At 59.4% G+C, this 14542-nt stretch carries 24 protein-coding genes, 3 tRNA genes and 4 pseudogenes; 18 read left to right on the plus strand and 13 right to left on the minus strand.

Annotation, left to right across the window (positions count from 1 at the left end; genetic code table 11):
• Positions 1-7: 7 nt before the first annotated feature.
• From BLU35_RS36590 to BLU35_RS04490, 3 genes and pseudogenes are all read right to left on the minus strand, one after another.
• Positions 8-178 (minus strand): annotated as a pseudogene (locus tag BLU35_RS36590) (helix-turn-helix domain-containing protein); the annotation flags it as partial.
• Positions 175-684: a DUF1643 domain-containing protein gene (locus BLU35_RS04485; protein ID WP_093232210.1), complete on the minus strand. Its 510-nt coding sequence runs from the start codon at positions 682-684 to the stop codon at positions 175-177. The pseudogene BLU35_RS36590 and the gene BLU35_RS04485, both read right to left, overlap by 4 nt.
• A complete protein-coding gene (locus BLU35_RS04490; RefSeq protein WP_093232211.1) occupies positions 681-1064 on the minus strand; it encodes an HNH endonuclease in 384 nt (127 codons plus the stop codon). The genes BLU35_RS04485 and BLU35_RS04490 overlap by 4 nt, the downstream gene beginning before the upstream one ends.
• A 71-nt stretch (positions 1065-1135) precedes the next feature.
• Between BLU35_RS04490 and BLU35_RS04495 the strand changes: the two genes are divergently transcribed.
• Entirely contained in the window at positions 1136-1444 is a 309-nt protein-coding gene (locus BLU35_RS04495) for a hypothetical protein (RefSeq protein ID WP_093232212.1), read from the plus strand.
• Positions 1445-1464: 20 nt separating this feature from the next.
• Here BLU35_RS04495 and BLU35_RS04500 read toward each other — a convergent pair whose 3' ends face one another.
• Genes BLU35_RS04500 through BLU35_RS04515 form a run of 4 tightly spaced genes read right to left on the minus strand, consistent with a single transcriptional unit; the run spans position 1465 to position 2511 of the window.
• Positions 1465-1821 (minus strand): hypothetical protein, encoded by a 357-nt coding sequence (locus BLU35_RS04500; protein WP_093232213.1) that lies wholly within the window; start codon positions 1819-1821, stop codon positions 1465-1467.
• On the minus strand, positions 1821-2012 hold the full coding sequence (locus BLU35_RS04505; RefSeq protein ID WP_093232214.1) for a hypothetical protein: 192 nt from the start codon (positions 2010-2012) through the stop codon (positions 1821-1823). The genes BLU35_RS04500 and BLU35_RS04505 overlap by 1 nt, the downstream gene beginning before the upstream one ends.
• A complete protein-coding gene (locus BLU35_RS04510) occupies positions 2009-2335 on the minus strand; it encodes a hypothetical protein (RefSeq protein ID WP_093232215.1) in 327 nt (108 codons plus the stop codon). The genes BLU35_RS04505 and BLU35_RS04510 overlap by 4 nt, the downstream gene beginning before the upstream one ends.
• Positions 2332-2511 carry a hypothetical protein gene (locus tag BLU35_RS04515; RefSeq protein WP_093232216.1) on the minus strand — a complete coding sequence of 60 codons (180 nt, stop codon included), beginning with the start codon at positions 2509-2511 and terminating at the stop codon, positions 2332-2334. Before BLU35_RS04515 ends, BLU35_RS04510 begins: the two co-directional genes overlap by 4 nt.
• A gap of 122 nt (positions 2512-2633) precedes the next feature.
• Here BLU35_RS04515 and BLU35_RS35545 point away from each other — a divergent pair, with 122 nt between their 5' ends.
• The 3 genes from BLU35_RS35545 to BLU35_RS04530 are packed head-to-tail and all read left to right on the plus strand — an operon-like array spanning position 2634 to position 3525.
• Entirely contained in the window at positions 2634-2945 is a 312-nt protein-coding gene (locus BLU35_RS35545; protein WP_176907123.1) for a hypothetical protein, read from the plus strand.
• The gene (locus BLU35_RS04525; protein WP_093232217.1) at positions 2945-3325 is read left to right on the plus strand and encodes a hypothetical protein; all 381 of its coding nucleotides are present in this window, start codon (positions 2945-2947) and stop codon (positions 3323-3325) included. Before BLU35_RS35545 ends, BLU35_RS04525 begins: the two co-directional genes overlap by 1 nt.
• On the plus strand, positions 3325-3525 hold the full coding sequence (locus BLU35_RS04530) for a hypothetical protein (protein WP_093232218.1): 201 nt from the start codon (positions 3325-3327) through the stop codon (positions 3523-3525). The genes BLU35_RS04525 and BLU35_RS04530 overlap by 1 nt, the downstream gene beginning before the upstream one ends.
• 20 nt (positions 3526-3545) lie before the next feature.
• Here BLU35_RS04530 and BLU35_RS04535 read toward each other — a convergent pair whose 3' ends face one another.
• Both BLU35_RS04535 and BLU35_RS04540 read right to left on the minus strand, forming a co-directional pair.
• Positions 3546-3779 (minus strand): DUF982 domain-containing protein, encoded by a 234-nt coding sequence (locus BLU35_RS04535; RefSeq protein ID WP_058328648.1) that lies wholly within the window; start codon positions 3777-3779, stop codon positions 3546-3548.
• A gap of 87 nt (positions 3780-3866) precedes the next feature.
• Positions 3867-4049: a hypothetical protein gene (locus BLU35_RS04540; protein ID WP_082615953.1), complete on the minus strand. Its 183-nt coding sequence runs from the start codon at positions 4047-4049 to the stop codon at positions 3867-3869.
• Positions 4050-4144: 95 nt separating this feature from the next.
• Here BLU35_RS04540 and BLU35_RS04545 point away from each other — a divergent pair.
• Positions 4145-5274: pseudogene (locus BLU35_RS04545) on the plus strand (DNA-methyltransferase).
• An 80-nt stretch (positions 5275-5354) separates the two neighbouring features.
• Here the strand turns inward: BLU35_RS04545 and BLU35_RS04550 are convergent.
• Complete coding sequence (locus BLU35_RS04550; RefSeq protein ID WP_093232219.1) at positions 5355-5657, minus strand: DUF982 domain-containing protein; 303 nt, start codon at positions 5655-5657, stop codon at positions 5355-5357.
• A gap of 140 nt (positions 5658-5797) precedes the next feature.
• Between BLU35_RS04550 and BLU35_RS04555 the strand changes: the two genes are divergently transcribed.
• The 6 genes from BLU35_RS04555 to BLU35_RS04590 all read left to right on the plus strand — a co-directional run bounded on the left by BLU35_RS04555 (position 5798) and on the right by BLU35_RS04590 (position 9718).
• A complete protein-coding gene (locus BLU35_RS04555) occupies positions 5798-6031 on the plus strand; it encodes a hypothetical protein (RefSeq protein WP_093232220.1) in 234 nt (77 codons plus the stop codon).
• Entirely contained in the window at positions 6028-6861 is an 834-nt protein-coding gene (locus BLU35_RS04560; protein WP_093232221.1) for a YdaU family protein, read from the plus strand. Before BLU35_RS04555 ends, BLU35_RS04560 begins: the two co-directional genes overlap by 4 nt.
• On the plus strand, positions 6803-7825 hold the full coding sequence (locus BLU35_RS36595; RefSeq protein WP_353615011.1) for a response regulator transcription factor: 1023 nt from the start codon (positions 6803-6805) through the stop codon (positions 7823-7825). Before BLU35_RS04560 ends, BLU35_RS36595 begins: the two co-directional genes overlap by 59 nt.
• Positions 7826-7836: 11 nt before the next feature.
• On the plus strand, positions 7837-8427 hold the full coding sequence (locus BLU35_RS04575) for a transcription termination/antitermination NusG family protein (RefSeq protein ID WP_093232223.1): 591 nt from the start codon (positions 7837-7839) through the stop codon (positions 8425-8427).
• A gap of 185 nt (positions 8428-8612) precedes the next feature.
• Positions 8613-9035, plus strand: coding sequence for a hypothetical protein (locus BLU35_RS04580; protein WP_093232224.1), 423 nt, complete (start codon positions 8613-8615; stop codon positions 9033-9035).
• 610 nt (positions 9036-9645) lie between these two features.
• A tRNA-Met gene (locus tag BLU35_RS04590) sits at positions 9646-9718 on the plus strand.
• An 80-nt stretch (positions 9719-9798) separates the two neighbouring features.
• Here BLU35_RS04590 and BLU35_RS04595 read toward each other — a convergent pair.
• Positions 9799-10176 carry a hypothetical protein gene (locus BLU35_RS04595; protein ID WP_143032888.1) on the minus strand — a complete coding sequence of 126 codons (378 nt, stop codon included), beginning with the start codon at positions 10174-10176 and terminating at the stop codon, positions 9799-9801.
• Positions 10177-10846: 670 nt separating this feature from the next.
• Between BLU35_RS04595 and BLU35_RS04605 the strand changes: the two genes are divergently transcribed.
• The 4 genes from BLU35_RS04605 to BLU35_RS04620 all read left to right on the plus strand — a co-directional run bounded on the left by BLU35_RS04605 (position 10847) and on the right by BLU35_RS04620 (position 11622).
• Positions 10847-10924, plus strand: a tRNA-Met gene (locus tag BLU35_RS04605).
• 4 nt (positions 10925-10928) lie between these two features.
• A tRNA-Gln gene (locus tag BLU35_RS04610) sits at positions 10929-11002 on the plus strand.
• A gap of 43 nt (positions 11003-11045) precedes the next feature.
• Positions 11046-11297 (plus strand): hypothetical protein, encoded by a 252-nt coding sequence (locus BLU35_RS04615; RefSeq protein ID WP_093232227.1) that lies wholly within the window; start codon positions 11046-11048, stop codon positions 11295-11297.
• Positions 11298-11325: 28 nt separating this feature from the next.
• Entirely contained in the window at positions 11326-11622 is a 297-nt protein-coding gene (locus BLU35_RS04620; RefSeq protein ID WP_093232228.1) for a hypothetical protein, read from the plus strand.
• Positions 11623-11673: 51 nt separating this feature from the next.
• Here BLU35_RS04620 and BLU35_RS04625 read toward each other — a convergent pair whose 3' ends face one another.
• Positions 11674-12438: a hypothetical protein gene (locus BLU35_RS04625; RefSeq protein WP_143032889.1), complete on the minus strand. Its 765-nt coding sequence runs from the start codon at positions 12436-12438 to the stop codon at positions 11674-11676.
• 208 nt (positions 12439-12646) lie between these two features.
• On the opposite strand from BLU35_RS04625, the gene BLU35_RS04630 reads away from it, so the two are divergent.
• Complete coding sequence (locus tag BLU35_RS04630; RefSeq protein WP_502688129.1) at positions 12647-13243, plus strand: putative metallopeptidase; 597 nt, start codon at positions 12647-12649, stop codon at positions 13241-13243.
• Here BLU35_RS04630 and BLU35_RS04635 read toward each other — a convergent pair.
• Positions 13230-13460 (minus strand): hypothetical protein, encoded by a 231-nt coding sequence (locus BLU35_RS04635; protein ID WP_093232231.1) that lies wholly within the window; start codon positions 13458-13460, stop codon positions 13230-13232. The two genes, BLU35_RS04630 and BLU35_RS04635, sit on opposite strands and share 14 nt — an antisense overlap.
• A gap of 44 nt (positions 13461-13504) precedes the next feature.
• Here BLU35_RS04635 and BLU35_RS04640 point away from each other — a divergent pair.
• Together BLU35_RS04640 and BLU35_RS36015 are read left to right on the plus strand one after the other, a co-directional pair.
• Positions 13505-13971, plus strand: a pseudogene (locus BLU35_RS04640) (DUF2280 domain-containing protein).
• Positions 13958-14512 (plus strand): annotated as a pseudogene (locus tag BLU35_RS36015) (terminase large subunit domain-containing protein); the annotation flags it as partial. The pseudogenes BLU35_RS04640 and BLU35_RS36015, both read left to right, overlap by 14 nt.
• Positions 14513-14542 lie beyond the last annotated feature (30 nt).

Below are 14542 nucleotides of genomic sequence, written 5' to 3' on the forward strand. Positions count from 1 at the left end.
GGCTTTTTATGAATTCGTTGATGTCGTCCATGGTGAAGCCGAGGCGCGGTTTCGACCTGCCGGCGCCGAGCGGCACATAGGCTATATCGCCAGCCTTCACAAATTCACGCAAGGTCCGTGTCGAGACATTGAGCAGTTCAGCAGCTTGCTCGCTGTCGAGCAGCATTGGAGCGGTCATGGGGCCTCCCAAGGTACAAGAGGAGTGGCATAGGCCAGCATCAATGGGTGGCGGGGCTGGCCGTCGAGGGCGGTGCCCCAACACATCGGGTTGGCGCCTGCCGTCGATAGAACATCAACGACCGCCCGCCATCTTGTGCGCAGTGCCTTCGGGAGCTTTGACGCGGGTCCCCAAGCGACGATGTGAATGTCGGCATTCGTGATGGCTCTCGCGATGTAGGCATCATTCTCGGGGCCGATTGGATCTGGTGCAGCGGCGAGCGCCTTCACTTCCTTGTTGACGAGCGCGCACAGGTTCCAGACTGAAACCTTGCTGGCGCCGAGACGCATCGCGAAGCCGTCCACCTTCGTCATTGTCGGATCGTTCTTTTCGCCGTTCGCGTCGGAAGGGTTGACCATTCCGAGCGATATGACGGGGCCATTGCCGCCGAAGTCATGCTCAAGCAGGTAGCGGTACAGGCCGCATTCAGAGAAAACCGCACGTCTTGTCATGAGAAGATCGCTCATCGAATGATTTCTCCCGTTCTACGGTCAACGACCGTTCCGTCCATGCAGCGCTTGAAACGCGGGTGGGACAAGCTGGACTTCGGCTTGTCGATGCCCAGGTGCTTCTTGCGGGTGCGGGCGATCTTGGATTTGACCTTCATCTCGACCGCCGTCTTCCGGCGGTGAGGCTCACGCTTGGCTGGGAATAGGTTGGTCTCGCGGTGCTCGCCGCCGAGGATCAGGGCAACCTTGTGGTCGACATCCCACTCGTCGCGCACCGGGTCGATTTTCTCGCCGGTCAGGTGGCAGATGCCGCCCTCACGGTCGAAGATGCGCATGCGGACGCGATCAGGGACTTTCTGGTCGTCGTGCTTGCCGATCCATTCTGGGATGCTGCGCATCAGCTTGCCTCCCCGTACGGAACTTTACCGACAGCGAACGGTTCGTTTTCCAGTTGGAAAGGAGCCGAAACATGAAAGCCGCCAAGGTCAACAAGACCGAAACGAAAGAGACGATGCCGAAGCCCATTGTAAGGCCACGCCCGCCGGAGATGGATCTTGAGCCGATTCCATTGCCTGACCGATCTGGAGCGTCCTCTGTAGAGGATGCCGACGAGCGTCCGGCCGACAATGGCCGGGTGCCGCCCGTTCCAAGTCGGGACGAAGCGAACATGGAGCCGGATGAAGCCTTGCCGGAAGACGAGGAGGAGGAGATCCTTGACGACGACCCGGGACGCCAAAAGACTCGTTTCGACGAAGAGGTCCCCAAGAGCAGTCGATAGGTGTTGCTGTCGATTTGACATCAGGCATCCTCTACAACGATTTTCTGGACACGCTTGATCGTCTTGCCCTTGAGGCGGATGACGCGCAGCACGCGGGCCTTGTCGCAAGCGAATGAGAGGCCATCGACACGAGCGTCTGGATCCGGCGTCAGTTCGCCGATGGGCTCAACCTCATAGACCTTGCCGCGACCGGAGAAATGCATGGCGGCGTAGATCAAGGCTCCGCCAGCATCGGTGCTGACATAGACCTTGCTGGGATCGCAGACGCCTGCGGCGCCGAACCGAGCGGTCGAGGGGGCGCGGGTCTTGGCCGGTGGCAAAACGAACTGGCCGACCGAGAGGCCACCGAACCCGCCGTGGAAATAGCGAGCCGTCATCACATGTTCTCCCGGAGAAGGCGCAGCATGTCGTTCTGCTGGTCTTCCTGAAGCTGTTTCGTTTTGCGGTGGTTCTGACGCGCGGCCGCAATAGCCTCGGCGCGCTCACGAAGCTGCGGGTGCTTGCGGTAGACCCGGCGGTCGACATTCCGAAGGAAGAGCCATGTGCGGAAGGATCGGAGCAGGTTCATGATTCCACCTCGTCTTCTACGGGCTGAATGTTCAGACGCTCAGCAACGATCGGGTGGTGTTCGAGTAGCCAGCAGGTCCAATCGATGTCTCGGTCCATGTGTTGGAACCAAGGGTAATCTTCTCCCCAGCAGCCGTTGAGTTCCGCATAAGCGCGGGCAGAGGCGTGGCATTCGACGTGCGTGTGAGTGCTGTAGGTATCGCCTTCGTAGATGCCGAACGCGTAGTGAGCCGGAGATCTAACCTCGATCGCACGGCCGCATTGCTCGCAGTGATGCTGCTTGCGCGTTGCCTTGATCGTTCTTTCGGAATGGAGGTCGGTCATGCAGCACCGCCTTTCGCCGGGTCGTCCTTGCGATGGCGGAAGTAATCAAGCGCCGCCTCCTCGATCGAGCATTCGGCGAGTTCTTCGACGAGCCGTCCTGTCTCGGCGGAGATTAGGGCAAGGCGCTTGGCGGCTCCCTCGCTGATGTAGATGGCTATGGAGCGTTCGACCGTCATGCTGCCCTCCTGTCGCGCCGATCGCGGTACCGGAGGTATTCGATGAAGGTCATCGAGCAATTAGCATCGAGATAGTCCTGATACCGCTGCTGGCTGCGGGTGAGCTTCGGAGGCGCTGGGCTATGCTCGGCAACTGCAGCCTTGCCGGCATCGGTTACACGAAAGACATCATCGCCGCCGCTCAATTCATTCCCGGGCCGAACGGTCATGAAGCCATCGGTGACGAGCTGCATGCAGACGGCGTGGTCCTTAAGAACGAGCGCTGCTGCGCGCAGCAAAGAGGGACCATGTCGAATTCATCGAAAAGACCGCCCGTATTCGTGCGTTGGCTCAGCTTGAAGCAACGGCTGATCATCGCTGAGAAGCTGCGCGGTATCGGCTCGTCACTCGCGGAATGGATCTGCCCGGAGATCGCGGAAGGGAGCGACCAGTGATGCAGCAGCTTTCGATGTTCGATCTGATGATGCCTCCGCCGGCGTCCGCCTTCGATGAACCGCTGTGGCTCCAGACCAACCTCGATAAGAGCGGTTGGAGCTATGGAAAAATCGGCATCATGGCCAACGGTGACGGTACTTGGTCGATCAATACAGGTGACAGTGTCGGCGGGTATTGCGGACATGGCGGCCCGTTCTGGGGCGAGCACGAGAGTTTCAAGGTTGCACTGACCGCTGCCCTCAAGATGATGCACCAGCGCTGGGCCGACATCTCGGTTCGCATGAACGACAGTTGCTGCCAGGAAAGCCATCGCCGCGTCGCGCGGAAGGGGCTGGAGTGGCTGAGCAGCATCGAGGCTGAATACGGGGTGTCGCACTGATGACGGATCCCGCCGAAATGATCGCTTGGCTCGATCGACGCATCGCCAGCGCTATGACCTGGCTCGAAGACCATGGCCACGGCTCTAAGAAGCCGCGCCCCGAAAACGAGATCACCATCAAGGAATACGACATCGCCCGTTTCGAGGAGATCAAGGCCGCGTACCTGAAGGCGCTTGAGCGGCGAGGGCAGGCAGCATGATTAAGTTCCTCACCGCGGGCCTATCGCAGGAGGCCGGCTTCTTTCGCGGCAGCTTCGAACGCCGCCCTGGCTTCCGCGCTTGGGACTTCTCCATTGGCTGCATCCAGGCAGATCTTTCGAGCTGTTGCGTAACTCTCGCTCTTCGTCTCGGGCCAGGACTTCATCAGGAATGCGACCGCCTCTCGGGCGTTCCTGATGACGTGAAAACGATCGTCTATCTTCAACTCGACGTTTGCATCCCAGATGCTAGCCATGGTGTCCTCCGCGGGTCAGGCTTCCCACAAACGTATATTAGAGAGAGCTGTTCCAATGGGGCGGTGCTGGGTAGCACTACGGCAAGCTCAATCTCCCATCTTCGGCGGAATTATCGCGCCGGGGACGGGGGTGATGGCGGGCGCTTCGTCCGGACCGACGTCGGGCTCTGGCTCCTCGATCGGGGGCTCCGGCAGATCTGGTGGAACATCCGGCGGCAGGTCCGGCGGGAATACCGGATCCGGTGGCTGCGGAATTGGGGTCTTGGGCATGCTCGCCTCCTATTTGGTGGTGCAACCGCGACCAAGTGGTGTTTGTTCCAAAAGCTCGATCCGTTCGCTGCTCGCCGTGAGCGGGGAGGTGAGGCATGAGCTTCGAAACCCGCTCCATCCTCCACGGGCGCTGCACTATCCATGTTGGCGATTGCCTCGACGTTATGCGCGCCATGCCTTCGGGCTCGGTCGACTGTGTCGTCACCAGCCCGCCTTACTGGGGCCTGCGCGACTATGGCGTCGAGGGCCAGATCGGCCTCGAGCGCACACTCGGCGAGCACCTCGATGTCATGGTCCGCGTCTTCCGCGAGATCCGTCGGGTTCTCAAGGCGCACGGTACCGTCTGGGTCAACTACGGCGACTGCTATGCGGCGACGCCGAACGGCAAGAGCGCAGAGGCGTACAAGGCCGATGGCAGCGACGACCGGACCTTCCGGGACAAGCCATTCTCAACCGTTGGCCCGGTCTACGACCCGAAGCACTCGAAGGCGCGCGGAGCGTTTTCCTCTGGCGATCGCCAATCAAATTTCGAGAGCGGAGGTCGTGTAGTCGCTGGCGGTTTCATGAAGCCGAAGGATCTCTGCATGATCCCCAACCGTCTTGCCATCGCGCTGCAGGACGACGGTTGGTGGGTCCGTTCCGAGATCATCTGGAACAAGACGAACCCCAAGCCGGAATCTGTCGACGACCGGCCGGCCGCCGTTCACGAGAAGGTCTGGCTGCTCACCAAGAGCGAAAAGTACTTCTTTGACCCAGAGCCGCTCAAAGAGCCGACGACCGGCAATGCGCATGCGCGTCGCAAGGATGGCCAGTACAAGCCCGCCAAGGGCAGCACTCCCGGTCAGAACCGAGCGGGCACATGGGTGGAAACTTACACCCCAGACATGCGCAATGGTCGCAACGTTTGGACCTTCAGCATTGAAGGCTGCCGCGAGGCTCACTTGCGACGTTCCCTCGCGAACTGGCGCGACGTTGCCTGTCTGCCGGTTCTCCTAAGACCGTTTGCGGTTGCTGCGGCGCGACTAGCGGCTGCGGCCCTATCTGCGAGACCTTCGACCGGACCCCGGGCGTTGTCTTCGATCCCTTTGGTGGTTCTGGCACGGTCGGCCTCGTTGCCGAGCAACTTGGCCTTCGCAGCATCCTCATCGAGCTCAATCCTGAATATGCCGACATCGCCGTCCGGCGCATCGAAGGCGCGAGAAAGCCGAACGAGGTGGCCGCATGATCAAGCTCCACCTCCCATACCCGCCGTCAGGCTGGGACCGGAGAGGCCGCGAGCGCAGCCTCTCGCTCTCGATTGTCAGCTTAAGGGGAGAGCCTGCCGCCGCCCGATTTCGCCTTGACCATCCACGGCAGAACCGCCGGGGCCTTGACGAGTATGCCCTTCTTCTTCGCGAAGGAGCGAAGGGCGTCGCGCGCCACCTGAACTGGCTTGTGGCCGTCATGGGCCAGGTAACACGTCTTCAGAGTCGCGTCGTGAATGATGTCGCGATCTCCTTTGGACCACTCCTCAAGGAAATCGATCGCGTCGTCGAGGTTGGTGATTTCGAGGACCAGATCCTTCCTTTCACGCAGGTAAACTGGCCGTTCAAACATCTTCGAGTGCATTGCTACCTCACTGAATTCGTTGGTTTTCAACAAGGAAAGCGCTGGTGTTCAGCGCCCGTCGAAAATTTATTTTCGCGGCCTCCTGAGTTCAAGAGGATGAAGGTGCCTCTTGTCAAAAAAATCGTCTTCGGAGGTCTCGCATGACCTTCCTCGACGCCTACGCCCGTTTCGGCCCTGACTCCATCGCCATCGCCGATGCCTTGGACATCGAAGAGCATGAGGCCGACATGCTGATCAACGAGAAGATGAACGGCGATTACCTCCGGCGTGAAAATGAACGCCTGCGCGCTGCAGGGCGCCAGCATTCCGGTCATCGTGGGCTCGTGCGTTTCGCCGGTTTCGACGAGACCGAGAGACATGGTTGGTGGAAATGAGTAACCGCGCCTGGATGCCTCTCCATATCGCCGATTACCTTGCTGACACCGGTCATCTGACCGCGACCGAGCACGGCGCGTATCTGCTGCTGATCATGCATTACTGGCAAAACGGCGCACTTCCTGAAAACGAGCGCTTGATCGCCCGCATCGCCAAGCTCAGCCCGGAACAGTGGGAAGAGAGCAGGGACATGCTTTCCATGCTCTTCGGTCCCGGGTGGAAGCATAAGCGTATCGATGCCGAGCTCGCCAAGGCTGATGACATCATTGAGAAGCGCCGATCGGCAGCATCTTCGCGGCATAGCAAATCCAAAAGCAATGCAAATGCAGAGCAAGTGCAAAGCACATGCAGTGATACGCGCGTGCCACCTTTAACCGATAACCTATCTACATCCTCACTTCGTTCGGATGTTTGCCCGGAGCCGGAAAAATCCGCTCCGGCCTCGTGGACGGCGATCGAGCTTCCTGCAGTCGGAGGCGCATTGGTAGCGATCACCGAGGCCGACGTCTCAGAATGGTCGCAGGCTTTCCCCGCCGTCAACGTCAGTCAGCAACTCGCCGCGATCCGATCCTGGCTCAACGTCAATCCGCAGAAGCGCAAGACGACCAAAGGCATGAAGCGCTTCGTCGTTTCGTGGCTCTCCCGCGATCAGGACCGCGGCGGTGGCCGTCAGCAACCGCAGGCTCAGGCGCCGCCTCGGATGACCCCTCACATGCAGCGCCAACACGACATCCGCCAGAAACTTGAACGAGACCTCTACGGTGAACCAGATGACGAATTTACCGGCCAGACTGTCGACCTTGCAGGGCGAGATTACCGCTCTCACTGAGAAGCTTTCGCCTTGCGGCATCGACGAGGTCGGCAAGTGCATCGCCTCGCTCATGGACGCCGGCATGATGATCCCGGCTTCGATCCAGGCCGAGGATCCGATCGAGGAATACCGGATCGCGCTCAAGGGCGTCCCGATCCATGGCCTGCGCACCGTCTTCGTCAAGCTGAAGCGCGGCGAGTATGAGATCCAGAACCGCGCCTTCCTGCCAATCCCGGGCGAAATGGCCGCAATGGCGAACCTCGAATGCCGGAGCCTCCGCGAAGAGCGCATGCGCGCCTCGGAGATGATCAAGGCGGCGCGTGAGAATGCCGAGTTCGGATCGCCTACCTTGACCCGCTTCGGCCTTAAGGACCTTCGCGTCACCCACCAGGAACGGGCGAGGGAGCTGGCCGGCCACGGCTATGTGAAAGTTGCCGACGGCATCAATCAGCAGATGTTCGGCAGCCTTGCGAAGAGCAGGGGCCTGCCGGCTAAGTCCGTGCTGCTAGGGCGATCGACGAGGTATGGGCGCCGGAAGCCGTTGCCCGCTTCGTCGACCTGTCGAAGGTGGAATCCTCCAAGCGCATGGCCGTTCGTGAGCGCGAGACACTCTCGCCGGAGCGCGGGGCCGAGCTCGAAAGGATGCTCGCGCTACCCGACGCCAAGGACATCAGTGCCGAGCAGATGGCCTATCGCCGCCGCGTCGAGCAGGAGCTTGACGCCGCCGAAGGGCACGAGGAGGCGAGCCATGCTGCCTAAGCCCATACCGCGCCCTGGTTCCACAAGTTGCCCGCTCGGCAACCGCGAGCTCGAAACCGTGAAATGGCTATCCCTCGGCAAGACCGCGGAAGAGGCGGCGGCGATCATGGGAATCAGCATCCACACCGTCAATCGCAACATCATCAATGCCATGAGCAAAGCAGGCGCATACAAGGCTACCGGCCTCGTTGGTCTCGCGCTTCGCTCTGGATGGATCGAATAGGAGAACGCACAATGAGCTGGTACGCCATCAAAACCCGCCCCGGAACCCAGCGCCTCGCAACGCCGCGGATCGGCGAGCCCGAGGAGCGCAAGGGCGAGTTCATCATCGAGCGAAACCTGAGGGACGCGGACATCGAAATCTTCATGCCGTCGTTCCGGAAGGACATCAAACACCATCGGACCAAGGAACTGATCGAGCGCCGTTTTGCGATGATCGTCGGCTACTCGTTCGTGTATCTGCCGTCGCGGGACTTCTACCGGCTCTCCCGCGTCGATGGAGTTACCGCGATCCTCGGCGTCGACGGCTGCCCGGCTCGCATCTCCGATTTCGAGGTCTCTAGCATCCGTGAGGCCGAGGAGATGGCCGGCGCCTCGTTGCAGCGCGAACGTGACGCCCGGAAGAAGCGCAGCCGCAAGCAGCTGCAGGAGGAATTCCCGAAGGACAAGGCCATCCGTATCGCACCAGAACACCGCATGGTTGGCGGCATGTTAGCGACCGTCCTCGACGTCACCGGCCGGAACACCGTCAAAGCTGTGGTTCAGTACCTCGGCGGCCTCGTTCACGTCGATCTTCCGCTTGAACTAATTGACAATGTCGCTTAGTGTTCCTGCAATCATTGGTGATTTGCAGGCTGTTCTGAACGCGGACCTCGATTAGAGGGAATACTCGCCGGGCCTTAGGGAGGACGTCACCGCCTCCCGCCATAGCCGTATATTGCCGAAATTTCTTGAGACGCCGCTGCCCGCAACGAGTGAACTATTAACGCCACTCATTTATGAAATGCGGCATGTACGTCTTTGCTGGAAAGAAGCGCGAACTTGTCTGGACGCTTTTAGGCGTCTTGGCGGCCATCTCGGTATTGGCCGGCATACTGCACAACAATGGCGTGGTGTCAGGCCGAACAGCCACCATGCTTATCTATGGATTGGCGCTCGCATCCTTTGGCTTGATTGCCGGCCTTATCCTTTGGCTCGAACCCGACTACGTGCCTCGGCTAGCGGATGTACCGTATCCCGAACTGCGACGCGCCTTATTCTTCAAGGCGAGCATTTTTGTGCTGGCCACATTGTCGATGGGGATCGTGCCGCAAGAACGATGGGCTTTCTCAGCGTTCGAGCGGTTCGTAATTGCGGCGTTCGGAGTTTTTGTCCTAGCCGACTGGTTGGCTGCAGTTAGAATTCGAATGCGAGCCGGCCGCAAGCCTAGATAGACCCGGCAAGCGCGACCACCCGATGACCGCAGTCTATGCGCAGGGTGGTCGCCTTCATTTTCAGATACTCGAAGCCTGACGCCATAGTCGCGAGCATAGACGAGTAGCGCGGCTGGGGAGCTTAGCGCTCTCGTCACCCATTACGCAGGCAGGGTAAACGGTAAGCCGCGTAGCGCATAACCACGAAAGGACCTCAACGATCCTGCGTTTGCGAGACGGGCAGGTAGACCTTGGATCCGACGCGCTTTCCATCGAGTAAGGATCCCTCGACCAATAGATAGGCCGATATACCGAGGATGGAGAGCAGTAGAATGCTCACCGGCAGCCCTGCTGAAGAGCGATGATCAGGTTCTTGGAAGTTCTTTCGACCAAGCATGGCCGGTACCGCTTTGTGCATACGAGAGCGACGCCGTCACATGGGCTCTTCCCGCCAGACGGCCTGACTGGTCAACAAAGTTCGAAGCTCTGTAGCAAGTTAGGATTATACCACGCTCGCCGGAGCGCCGCGCGGGATCACAGGTGGTGAGGCAGATGGCTGCCGCAACTTGTTCGCTGTTCGTAGCTATTTCAAGCGCACAAAAGCCGCCCCAACTGAGGTAATTCCGGTCAAGTCGGAGTAGAGCAGCCCGGTAGCTCGCGTGGCTCATAACCACGAGGTCGCAGGTTCGAATCCTGTCTCCGCAACGAGTTACGGCGCCAGAGAGCCTCGCCCGTCACCCAGAGAAGCGGGAGCGCGGAAACTTCGGTCGCTTCCAGCACCATGTTAGGCGCCGCAATAGAGTTTCAGTGAGGCTGAGCGTTTGCCAATCTCAACAGATCTCGCAACAGCGGAAGGGTTTTGCGTTGGGAGCTTACCGCCGCTTGATTGCATCATGACTTCGAGGGCTTGCTCGAATTCTGTCAGGTCGACAGTCTTCTTCTGCGCAAGAAACCAATCTGAGGTTTTCTGCCGTATCATGTTGCGAAATCCTGCCTCGACGGCGCCCTTGTCCTTGAGTGGAGCAACCACGCGCATGCGCGCGGGTTTCCCGTCGGAAGTGCAGCCGTAGACAAAAATGCCGTTCTTCGCGGCAATCGCGTTTGCGCTACAAAGCGAGAGCGCCCCAGCTATTAGTAATGTAGCAGTCAACGTGTTTTTCACTGTTGCCCCTCAAAATTTCCCCAAGCGTAACGTTCACTCAACGTCGCAACAAATGCAAGTTGTGCCCCTGGAAATCGCGACCACCCAAGGACCGCCACACAGGTGGTCGTCTTCATTTCGCCGCGAAAGCCGGAGCCCATAAATCTACTGGGTTGAAGGGTCTTGCTTTGGCACAGAAGTCGTTCTCGGATCGTTCTGGTGCGGATTAGAGGCGGCTTCTCGTGGTTTTACCGATACGCCACGACTTCAAGATCTGACAGGTGTCAAATTCGCAATAATCCGAACGGATTAGAAATCGTCTTTCGTACACGGCGCGTTCTCTCGTCGTTCGGCGAGTATTAGAACTTCAACATTCGGTAGAAATTCAGGGTTTTCGTCAAAGCCAGAATGGTGAGGCGCGGCCGCCAGCTTCGATGAGATTAGGGTGGCCGCGCGTCTATTGAGCGGGTGTCGTGGTTGACGGCCTCGAAGTCGTAGGCGTCGTTGTCGGCTCGGTCGTGGTAGCCGGCGGTGTAGACTTTTCGATTGCCGTCTCGTTCCTGGGTATTATCAGCAGGATGAGAAGGAGCACCACGGTGGTGAGCATAATTCCAAGGACGACGTTGTTTCGGCTCATGCTGAAACCCTCCCTGATCAACCAGGCTAGCTTATTGTAGCACGCAATTCCCTTCGCCGGAGTAGAGCAGCCCGGTAGCTCGCCAGCCTCATAAGCTGGAGGCCGGAGGTTCGAATCCTCCCTCCGCAACCAATTCTCAGGCTTAGCCAAGCGGTAAGGCATCGGTCTTTGGTACCGACATCCCACGTTCGAACCGTGGAGCCTGAACCAGATCCGCGCCCGGCGGTACCGGGCCAATCAAAGGAGAAGACGAATGTCCGTCCAAGCAATGTTCTACATGAAGGAAATCAACCATCGCGCCACGAGCCAACCCGGCGACGTGAACGTCGAGATTAAGCTCGCCGCGGCGTTCGGCGGCTATCTGCAGGGTTTGCCAGAAGGCAATGGCGACTGGTCGAAGTGGACGCCGCAGGGCGAGCTTTCCATGACCGTCACCAACCCGGCCGCCATCGACCAGTTCGAGATCGGCGCCGTCTATCGGCTGACGTTCGAGAAGGCAGAATAACCGTTTCCCCAGCCCGAAAGGAACCAGCATGCGCTTTCTTCGAAGTATCGCGCTCTGCGCATTGGCGCTGTGCGCCAGTGCCATCATGACCATGCCCGTCGCCGCGTCCGTGCCAATCGACCCCGGCATTCATGTGATGGCGCGAATCAAGGCGGACTATCCGGCCCCGGCAATCGCGACTGTCGATCGTGCAGCTCTCACCTGCGAAGCGCCCACCGGCACCTTCCGCGTCTTCACCCGAAGTTTCCAGCGCGCCGACAGCCTGCACCTTGCATCCACCGACGGCAGCCGATCTTCCTTCCTCGATCTCCGAAGACGCTGCTAACCCCGCATGCCTGAATAGGGGGCCGGACCTCAGGCCCGGTTCCCCGATGTCTCAACTTGTGCCCTCAGGAGAGGGTAGAGGTTGTGGCATAAGAAGCCGATCTATTGCGACAAGCCATCTGATGAAAGCCATCCCTTGGCTTACGATTAGAACTGCGGTCTCGGCGGGTGGCGGTGACGGTTCCTCCGTTCCAGACTCGTGACGGTAGACGTGGGCTCCGTCGACCCAGTCTCGCAACGACTCGACTTGCTTGTGTGAACTGCGAAGGGCGGGAGTGTTGTCTGCATAGATGCGGTCAATGGCAGGCTTGAGCCGTGCTTGTATCTCCGCGGTGTTCATCTGTAGGGGCTTGGAGAAGATCAGTTTAAATAGGCCCTCGGCAGCAGAGAAAATGGCTCGCACAGCACCCTTGTAGTCAGGCGGTGTCTCGTCGAGAGCCTGGAACGTTGCGTCAAGATTGGAACGGACGTTGTTGTACCGCGCGTCTCCCAAGCCACTAATGAGAGAAGCTCGCTCACCCTCAAAGGCGGCATCGATCTTTAGATGAACGCCTCCCTGATCGTCAATTTGGTAAGCGATCTGCTCTTCTTCGAATATTTCCCGAGCTTCCTGAAGAAGGCGTTCCCGAGTAACGCGAGATCGTTCTGGTTGAAACTTATTCTCAAGTGTTTGGTACAGGACCGTAATAGTATCTAGGAAGTCCCGGAGTTCCAAATTCTCCATTATTTTCGGCCAGTAATCGCCGTATCGGTAGTTCGAGGGGACCGGAATTCCCAGTTTTTTAGCGAGCACTACACCGAAAGTATCCCGGTCCATATAATGTGCAACCACATGGCCCATGCGCCTTCGAGCACGCGTACTTTCTGGAAGAAGTGCGTCGGGTCGCAAATAGACCTGAGAAAATCTGCGCCCTACAGGCGGTAACTCGTCGGACATATCCATCCCCCTATCTCAGGTTGAGAAGTAGCGACTGAGTCGGTGTGAACGCAAGAGGTATGTGATGCGCCCACATCCGCGGTCATCGATGTTCGACGACATCAACTCGCCAACCTTTGCCCCAGCCGAAGACATGCCAGCATGGGTGGACGCGACTTTCCTGGATCCGGCATCGCCGGTCCACAATCCGGACCACCTACACCTTAGCTCCGCCGACATCGGCTACCTCTGGACCACGGTCGGCAACAGCAAAAAGGGCCGCCGCGTCATCGGCCAGTGCGAGACAGGATCTCCTCAAGGCACGATGGGCAAGTGGTCCCGGGCCCGCGCAGAGATGCAGGTAAAGCAGTGGTTCGGCCACGTTCCGGATTTCATCATCACGATGGACGCCGACTACTGCCGAGAGTGTGGAGGCGCCGAGTTCATGGCGCTGCTCGAGCACGAGCTCTATCACGCCGCCCAGGACGTCGATGCTTTCGGCGCACCGAAGTTCAGCCGATCGACCGGCCGCCCGGTATTCGTGATCCGTGGGCACGACGTCGAAGAGTTTGTCGGAGTGGTCAGACGCTATGGGGCAGATGCTGCCGGCGTTCGTGCCATGGTCGATGCAGCCAACCAGAAACCCGAGATCGCCAGAGTGCAGATCGCACATGCATGCGGCACCTGCCAGCTTAGAGTGGCGTAGGCACCACGAGACCCGGCAGGCCACCTTGGCATGCAGGGCATTTACGCTGAAAGAAATCAGAGCCGTTGACGCCATAGACATGGCCGCAGTTCTCAATGTCCGCTTGGCATTGCACAACCCAGATGCGCTGATTGTGATCGTTGCCGGCATGCTCGGTCTTCTCGACCAAGCGCTGGTTGTTGCGGTTCACGTCACCGATTTTCGACTTCGACTGCATCAGCTTTCATTCCCCCGGGGCTTTGACGGGACTTTGACACAACCATGGCGAAAGCAAAACTCTCCGATGAGGTGAAGACCTACATCGTGCAGGCGCTGGCATGTTTCGATAGCCCGTCGGTTGTGTCCGCAGCAGTCAAGAAGGATTTCGGCCTCGATGTCAGTCGACAGCTGGTCGAGAGCCACGATCCGAACAAGAAGGCGGCTTCAGGTCTCTGGCGCCGAAGTGGCGCGTCCTATTCGATGAGACCCGCAAGACCTTCCTTGAGGATACGGCCACCATCGCGATCAGCCATCGCGCCGTTCGTCTCCGCGCTCTTCAGCGCATGGCAGACAAGGCAGAGAACCAAGGCAACATGGTGCTGGCATCGTCACTCCTGAAGCAGGCAGCGGAAGAGGTCGGCGGCGCATATACGAACCGGCGCGAGATCACCGGCAAGGATGGCAAGGACCTGCCGACGCCGGTCTCTCCGGTGACGATCTTCCAGTTGCCCGATAATGGCAGGGGTTGAGCAAGGGCAGGGCGCCCAGACGATCATCCGGCCACAGCCGGGCCCGCAGACAACATTCCTCGCCTCGACGGCGGATATCGGCATCTACGGTGGCTCGGCAGGCGGTGGCAAGACGTGGGCGCTCCTCATGGAGCCACTGCGCCATGTCGCGAACCCGCAGTTCGGCGCCGTGTTCTTCCGGCGCACGCTGGTGCAGGTCCGAAACGAGGGCGGCCTATGGGACGAGAGCGAGAAGCTCTATCCCAGCCTGAACGCAAAGCCGAAGGTGGCGCCGGACCTGTCGTGGACGTTTCCTGCAGGATCGTTGGTCAGTTTCGCTCATCTTGAGCACGACAAGACGGTATCGAACTGGCAGGGCTCGCAGATCCCGCTGATCTGCTTCGACGAGCTCACCCACTTCAGTGCCAAGCAGTTCTGGTACCTGCTGTCACGTAACCGCTCGATGTGCGGTGTCAGGCCGTATGTCAGGGCGACCTGTAACCCGGACGCGGATAGCTGGGTCGCCGAGTTCATTTCGTGGTGGATCAACCAGGATACCGGTCTGCCGATACCGGAGCGGGCCGGCCTCCTT

Origin of the sequence: Sinorhizobium sp. NFACC03, assembly GCF_900103435.1 — a bacterium.
Taxonomy (GTDB): domain Bacteria; phylum Pseudomonadota; class Alphaproteobacteria; order Rhizobiales; family Rhizobiaceae; genus Ensifer.

What these genes read in the sequence shown, in the direction of transcription:
- BLU35_RS04485 (WP_093232210.1), bottom strand. Translation starts at nt 684, where the DNA reads ATGAGCGATCTTCTCATGACAAGACGTGCGGTTTTCTCTGAATGCGGC.
- BLU35_RS04490 (WP_093232211.1), bottom strand. Translation starts at nt 1,064, where the DNA reads ATGCGCAGCATCCCAGAATGGATCGGCAAGCACGACGACCAGAAAGTC.
- BLU35_RS04495 (WP_093232212.1), top strand. Translation starts at nt 1,136, where the DNA reads ATGAAAGCCGCCAAGGTCAACAAGACCGAAACGAAAGAGACGATGCCG.
- BLU35_RS04500 (WP_093232213.1), bottom strand. Translation starts at nt 1,821, where the DNA reads ATGACGGCTCGCTATTTCCACGGCGGGTTCGGTGGCCTCTCGGTCGGC.
- BLU35_RS04505 (WP_093232214.1), bottom strand. Translation starts at nt 2,012, where the DNA reads ATGAACCTGCTCCGATCCTTCCGCACATGGCTCTTCCTTCGGAATGTC.
- BLU35_RS04510 (WP_093232215.1), bottom strand. Translation starts at nt 2,335, where the DNA reads ATGACCGACCTCCATTCCGAAAGAACGATCAAGGCAACGCGCAAGCAG.
- BLU35_RS04515 (WP_093232216.1), bottom strand. Translation starts at nt 2,511, where the DNA reads ATGACGGTCGAACGCTCCATAGCCATCTACATCAGCGAGGGAGCCGCC.
- BLU35_RS35545 (WP_176907123.1), top strand. Translation starts at nt 2,634, where the DNA reads ATGCTCGGCAACTGCAGCCTTGCCGGCATCGGTTACACGAAAGACATC.
- BLU35_RS04525 (WP_093232217.1), top strand. Translation starts at nt 2,945, where the DNA reads ATGCAGCAGCTTTCGATGTTCGATCTGATGATGCCTCCGCCGGCGTCC.
- BLU35_RS04530 (WP_093232218.1), top strand. Translation starts at nt 3,325, where the DNA reads ATGACGGATCCCGCCGAAATGATCGCTTGGCTCGATCGACGCATCGCC.
- BLU35_RS04535 (WP_058328648.1), bottom strand. Translation starts at nt 3,779, where the DNA reads ATGGCTAGCATCTGGGATGCAAACGTCGAGTTGAAGATAGACGATCGT.
- BLU35_RS04540 (WP_082615953.1), bottom strand. Translation starts at nt 4,049, where the DNA reads ATGCCCAAGACCCCAATTCCGCAGCCACCGGATCCGGTATTCCCGCCG.
- BLU35_RS04550 (WP_093232219.1), bottom strand. Translation starts at nt 5,657, where the DNA reads ATGCACTCGAAGATGTTTGAACGGCCAGTTTACCTGCGTGAAAGGAAG.
- BLU35_RS04555 (WP_093232220.1), top strand. Translation starts at nt 5,798, where the DNA reads ATGACCTTCCTCGACGCCTACGCCCGTTTCGGCCCTGACTCCATCGCC.
- BLU35_RS04560 (WP_093232221.1), top strand. Translation starts at nt 6,028, where the DNA reads ATGAGTAACCGCGCCTGGATGCCTCTCCATATCGCCGATTACCTTGCT.
- BLU35_RS36595 (WP_353615011.1), top strand. Translation starts at nt 6,803, where the DNA reads ATGACGAATTTACCGGCCAGACTGTCGACCTTGCAGGGCGAGATTACC.
- BLU35_RS04575 (WP_093232223.1), top strand. Translation starts at nt 7,837, where the DNA reads ATGAGCTGGTACGCCATCAAAACCCGCCCCGGAACCCAGCGCCTCGCA.
- BLU35_RS04580 (WP_093232224.1), top strand. Translation starts at nt 8,613, where the DNA reads ATGTACGTCTTTGCTGGAAAGAAGCGCGAACTTGTCTGGACGCTTTTA.
- BLU35_RS04615 (WP_093232227.1), top strand. Translation starts at nt 11,046, where the DNA reads ATGTCCGTCCAAGCAATGTTCTACATGAAGGAAATCAACCATCGCGCC.
- BLU35_RS04620 (WP_093232228.1), top strand. Translation starts at nt 11,326, where the DNA reads ATGCGCTTTCTTCGAAGTATCGCGCTCTGCGCATTGGCGCTGTGCGCC.
- BLU35_RS04625 (WP_143032889.1), bottom strand. Translation starts at nt 12,438, where the DNA reads ATGGACCGGGATACTTTCGGTGTAGTGCTCGCTAAAAAACTGGGAATT.
- BLU35_RS04630 (WP_502688129.1), top strand. Translation starts at nt 12,647, where the DNA reads ATGTTCGACGACATCAACTCGCCAACCTTTGCCCCAGCCGAAGACATG.
- BLU35_RS04635 (WP_093232231.1), bottom strand. Translation starts at nt 13,460, where the DNA reads ATGCAGTCGAAGTCGAAAATCGGTGACGTGAACCGCAACAACCAGCGC.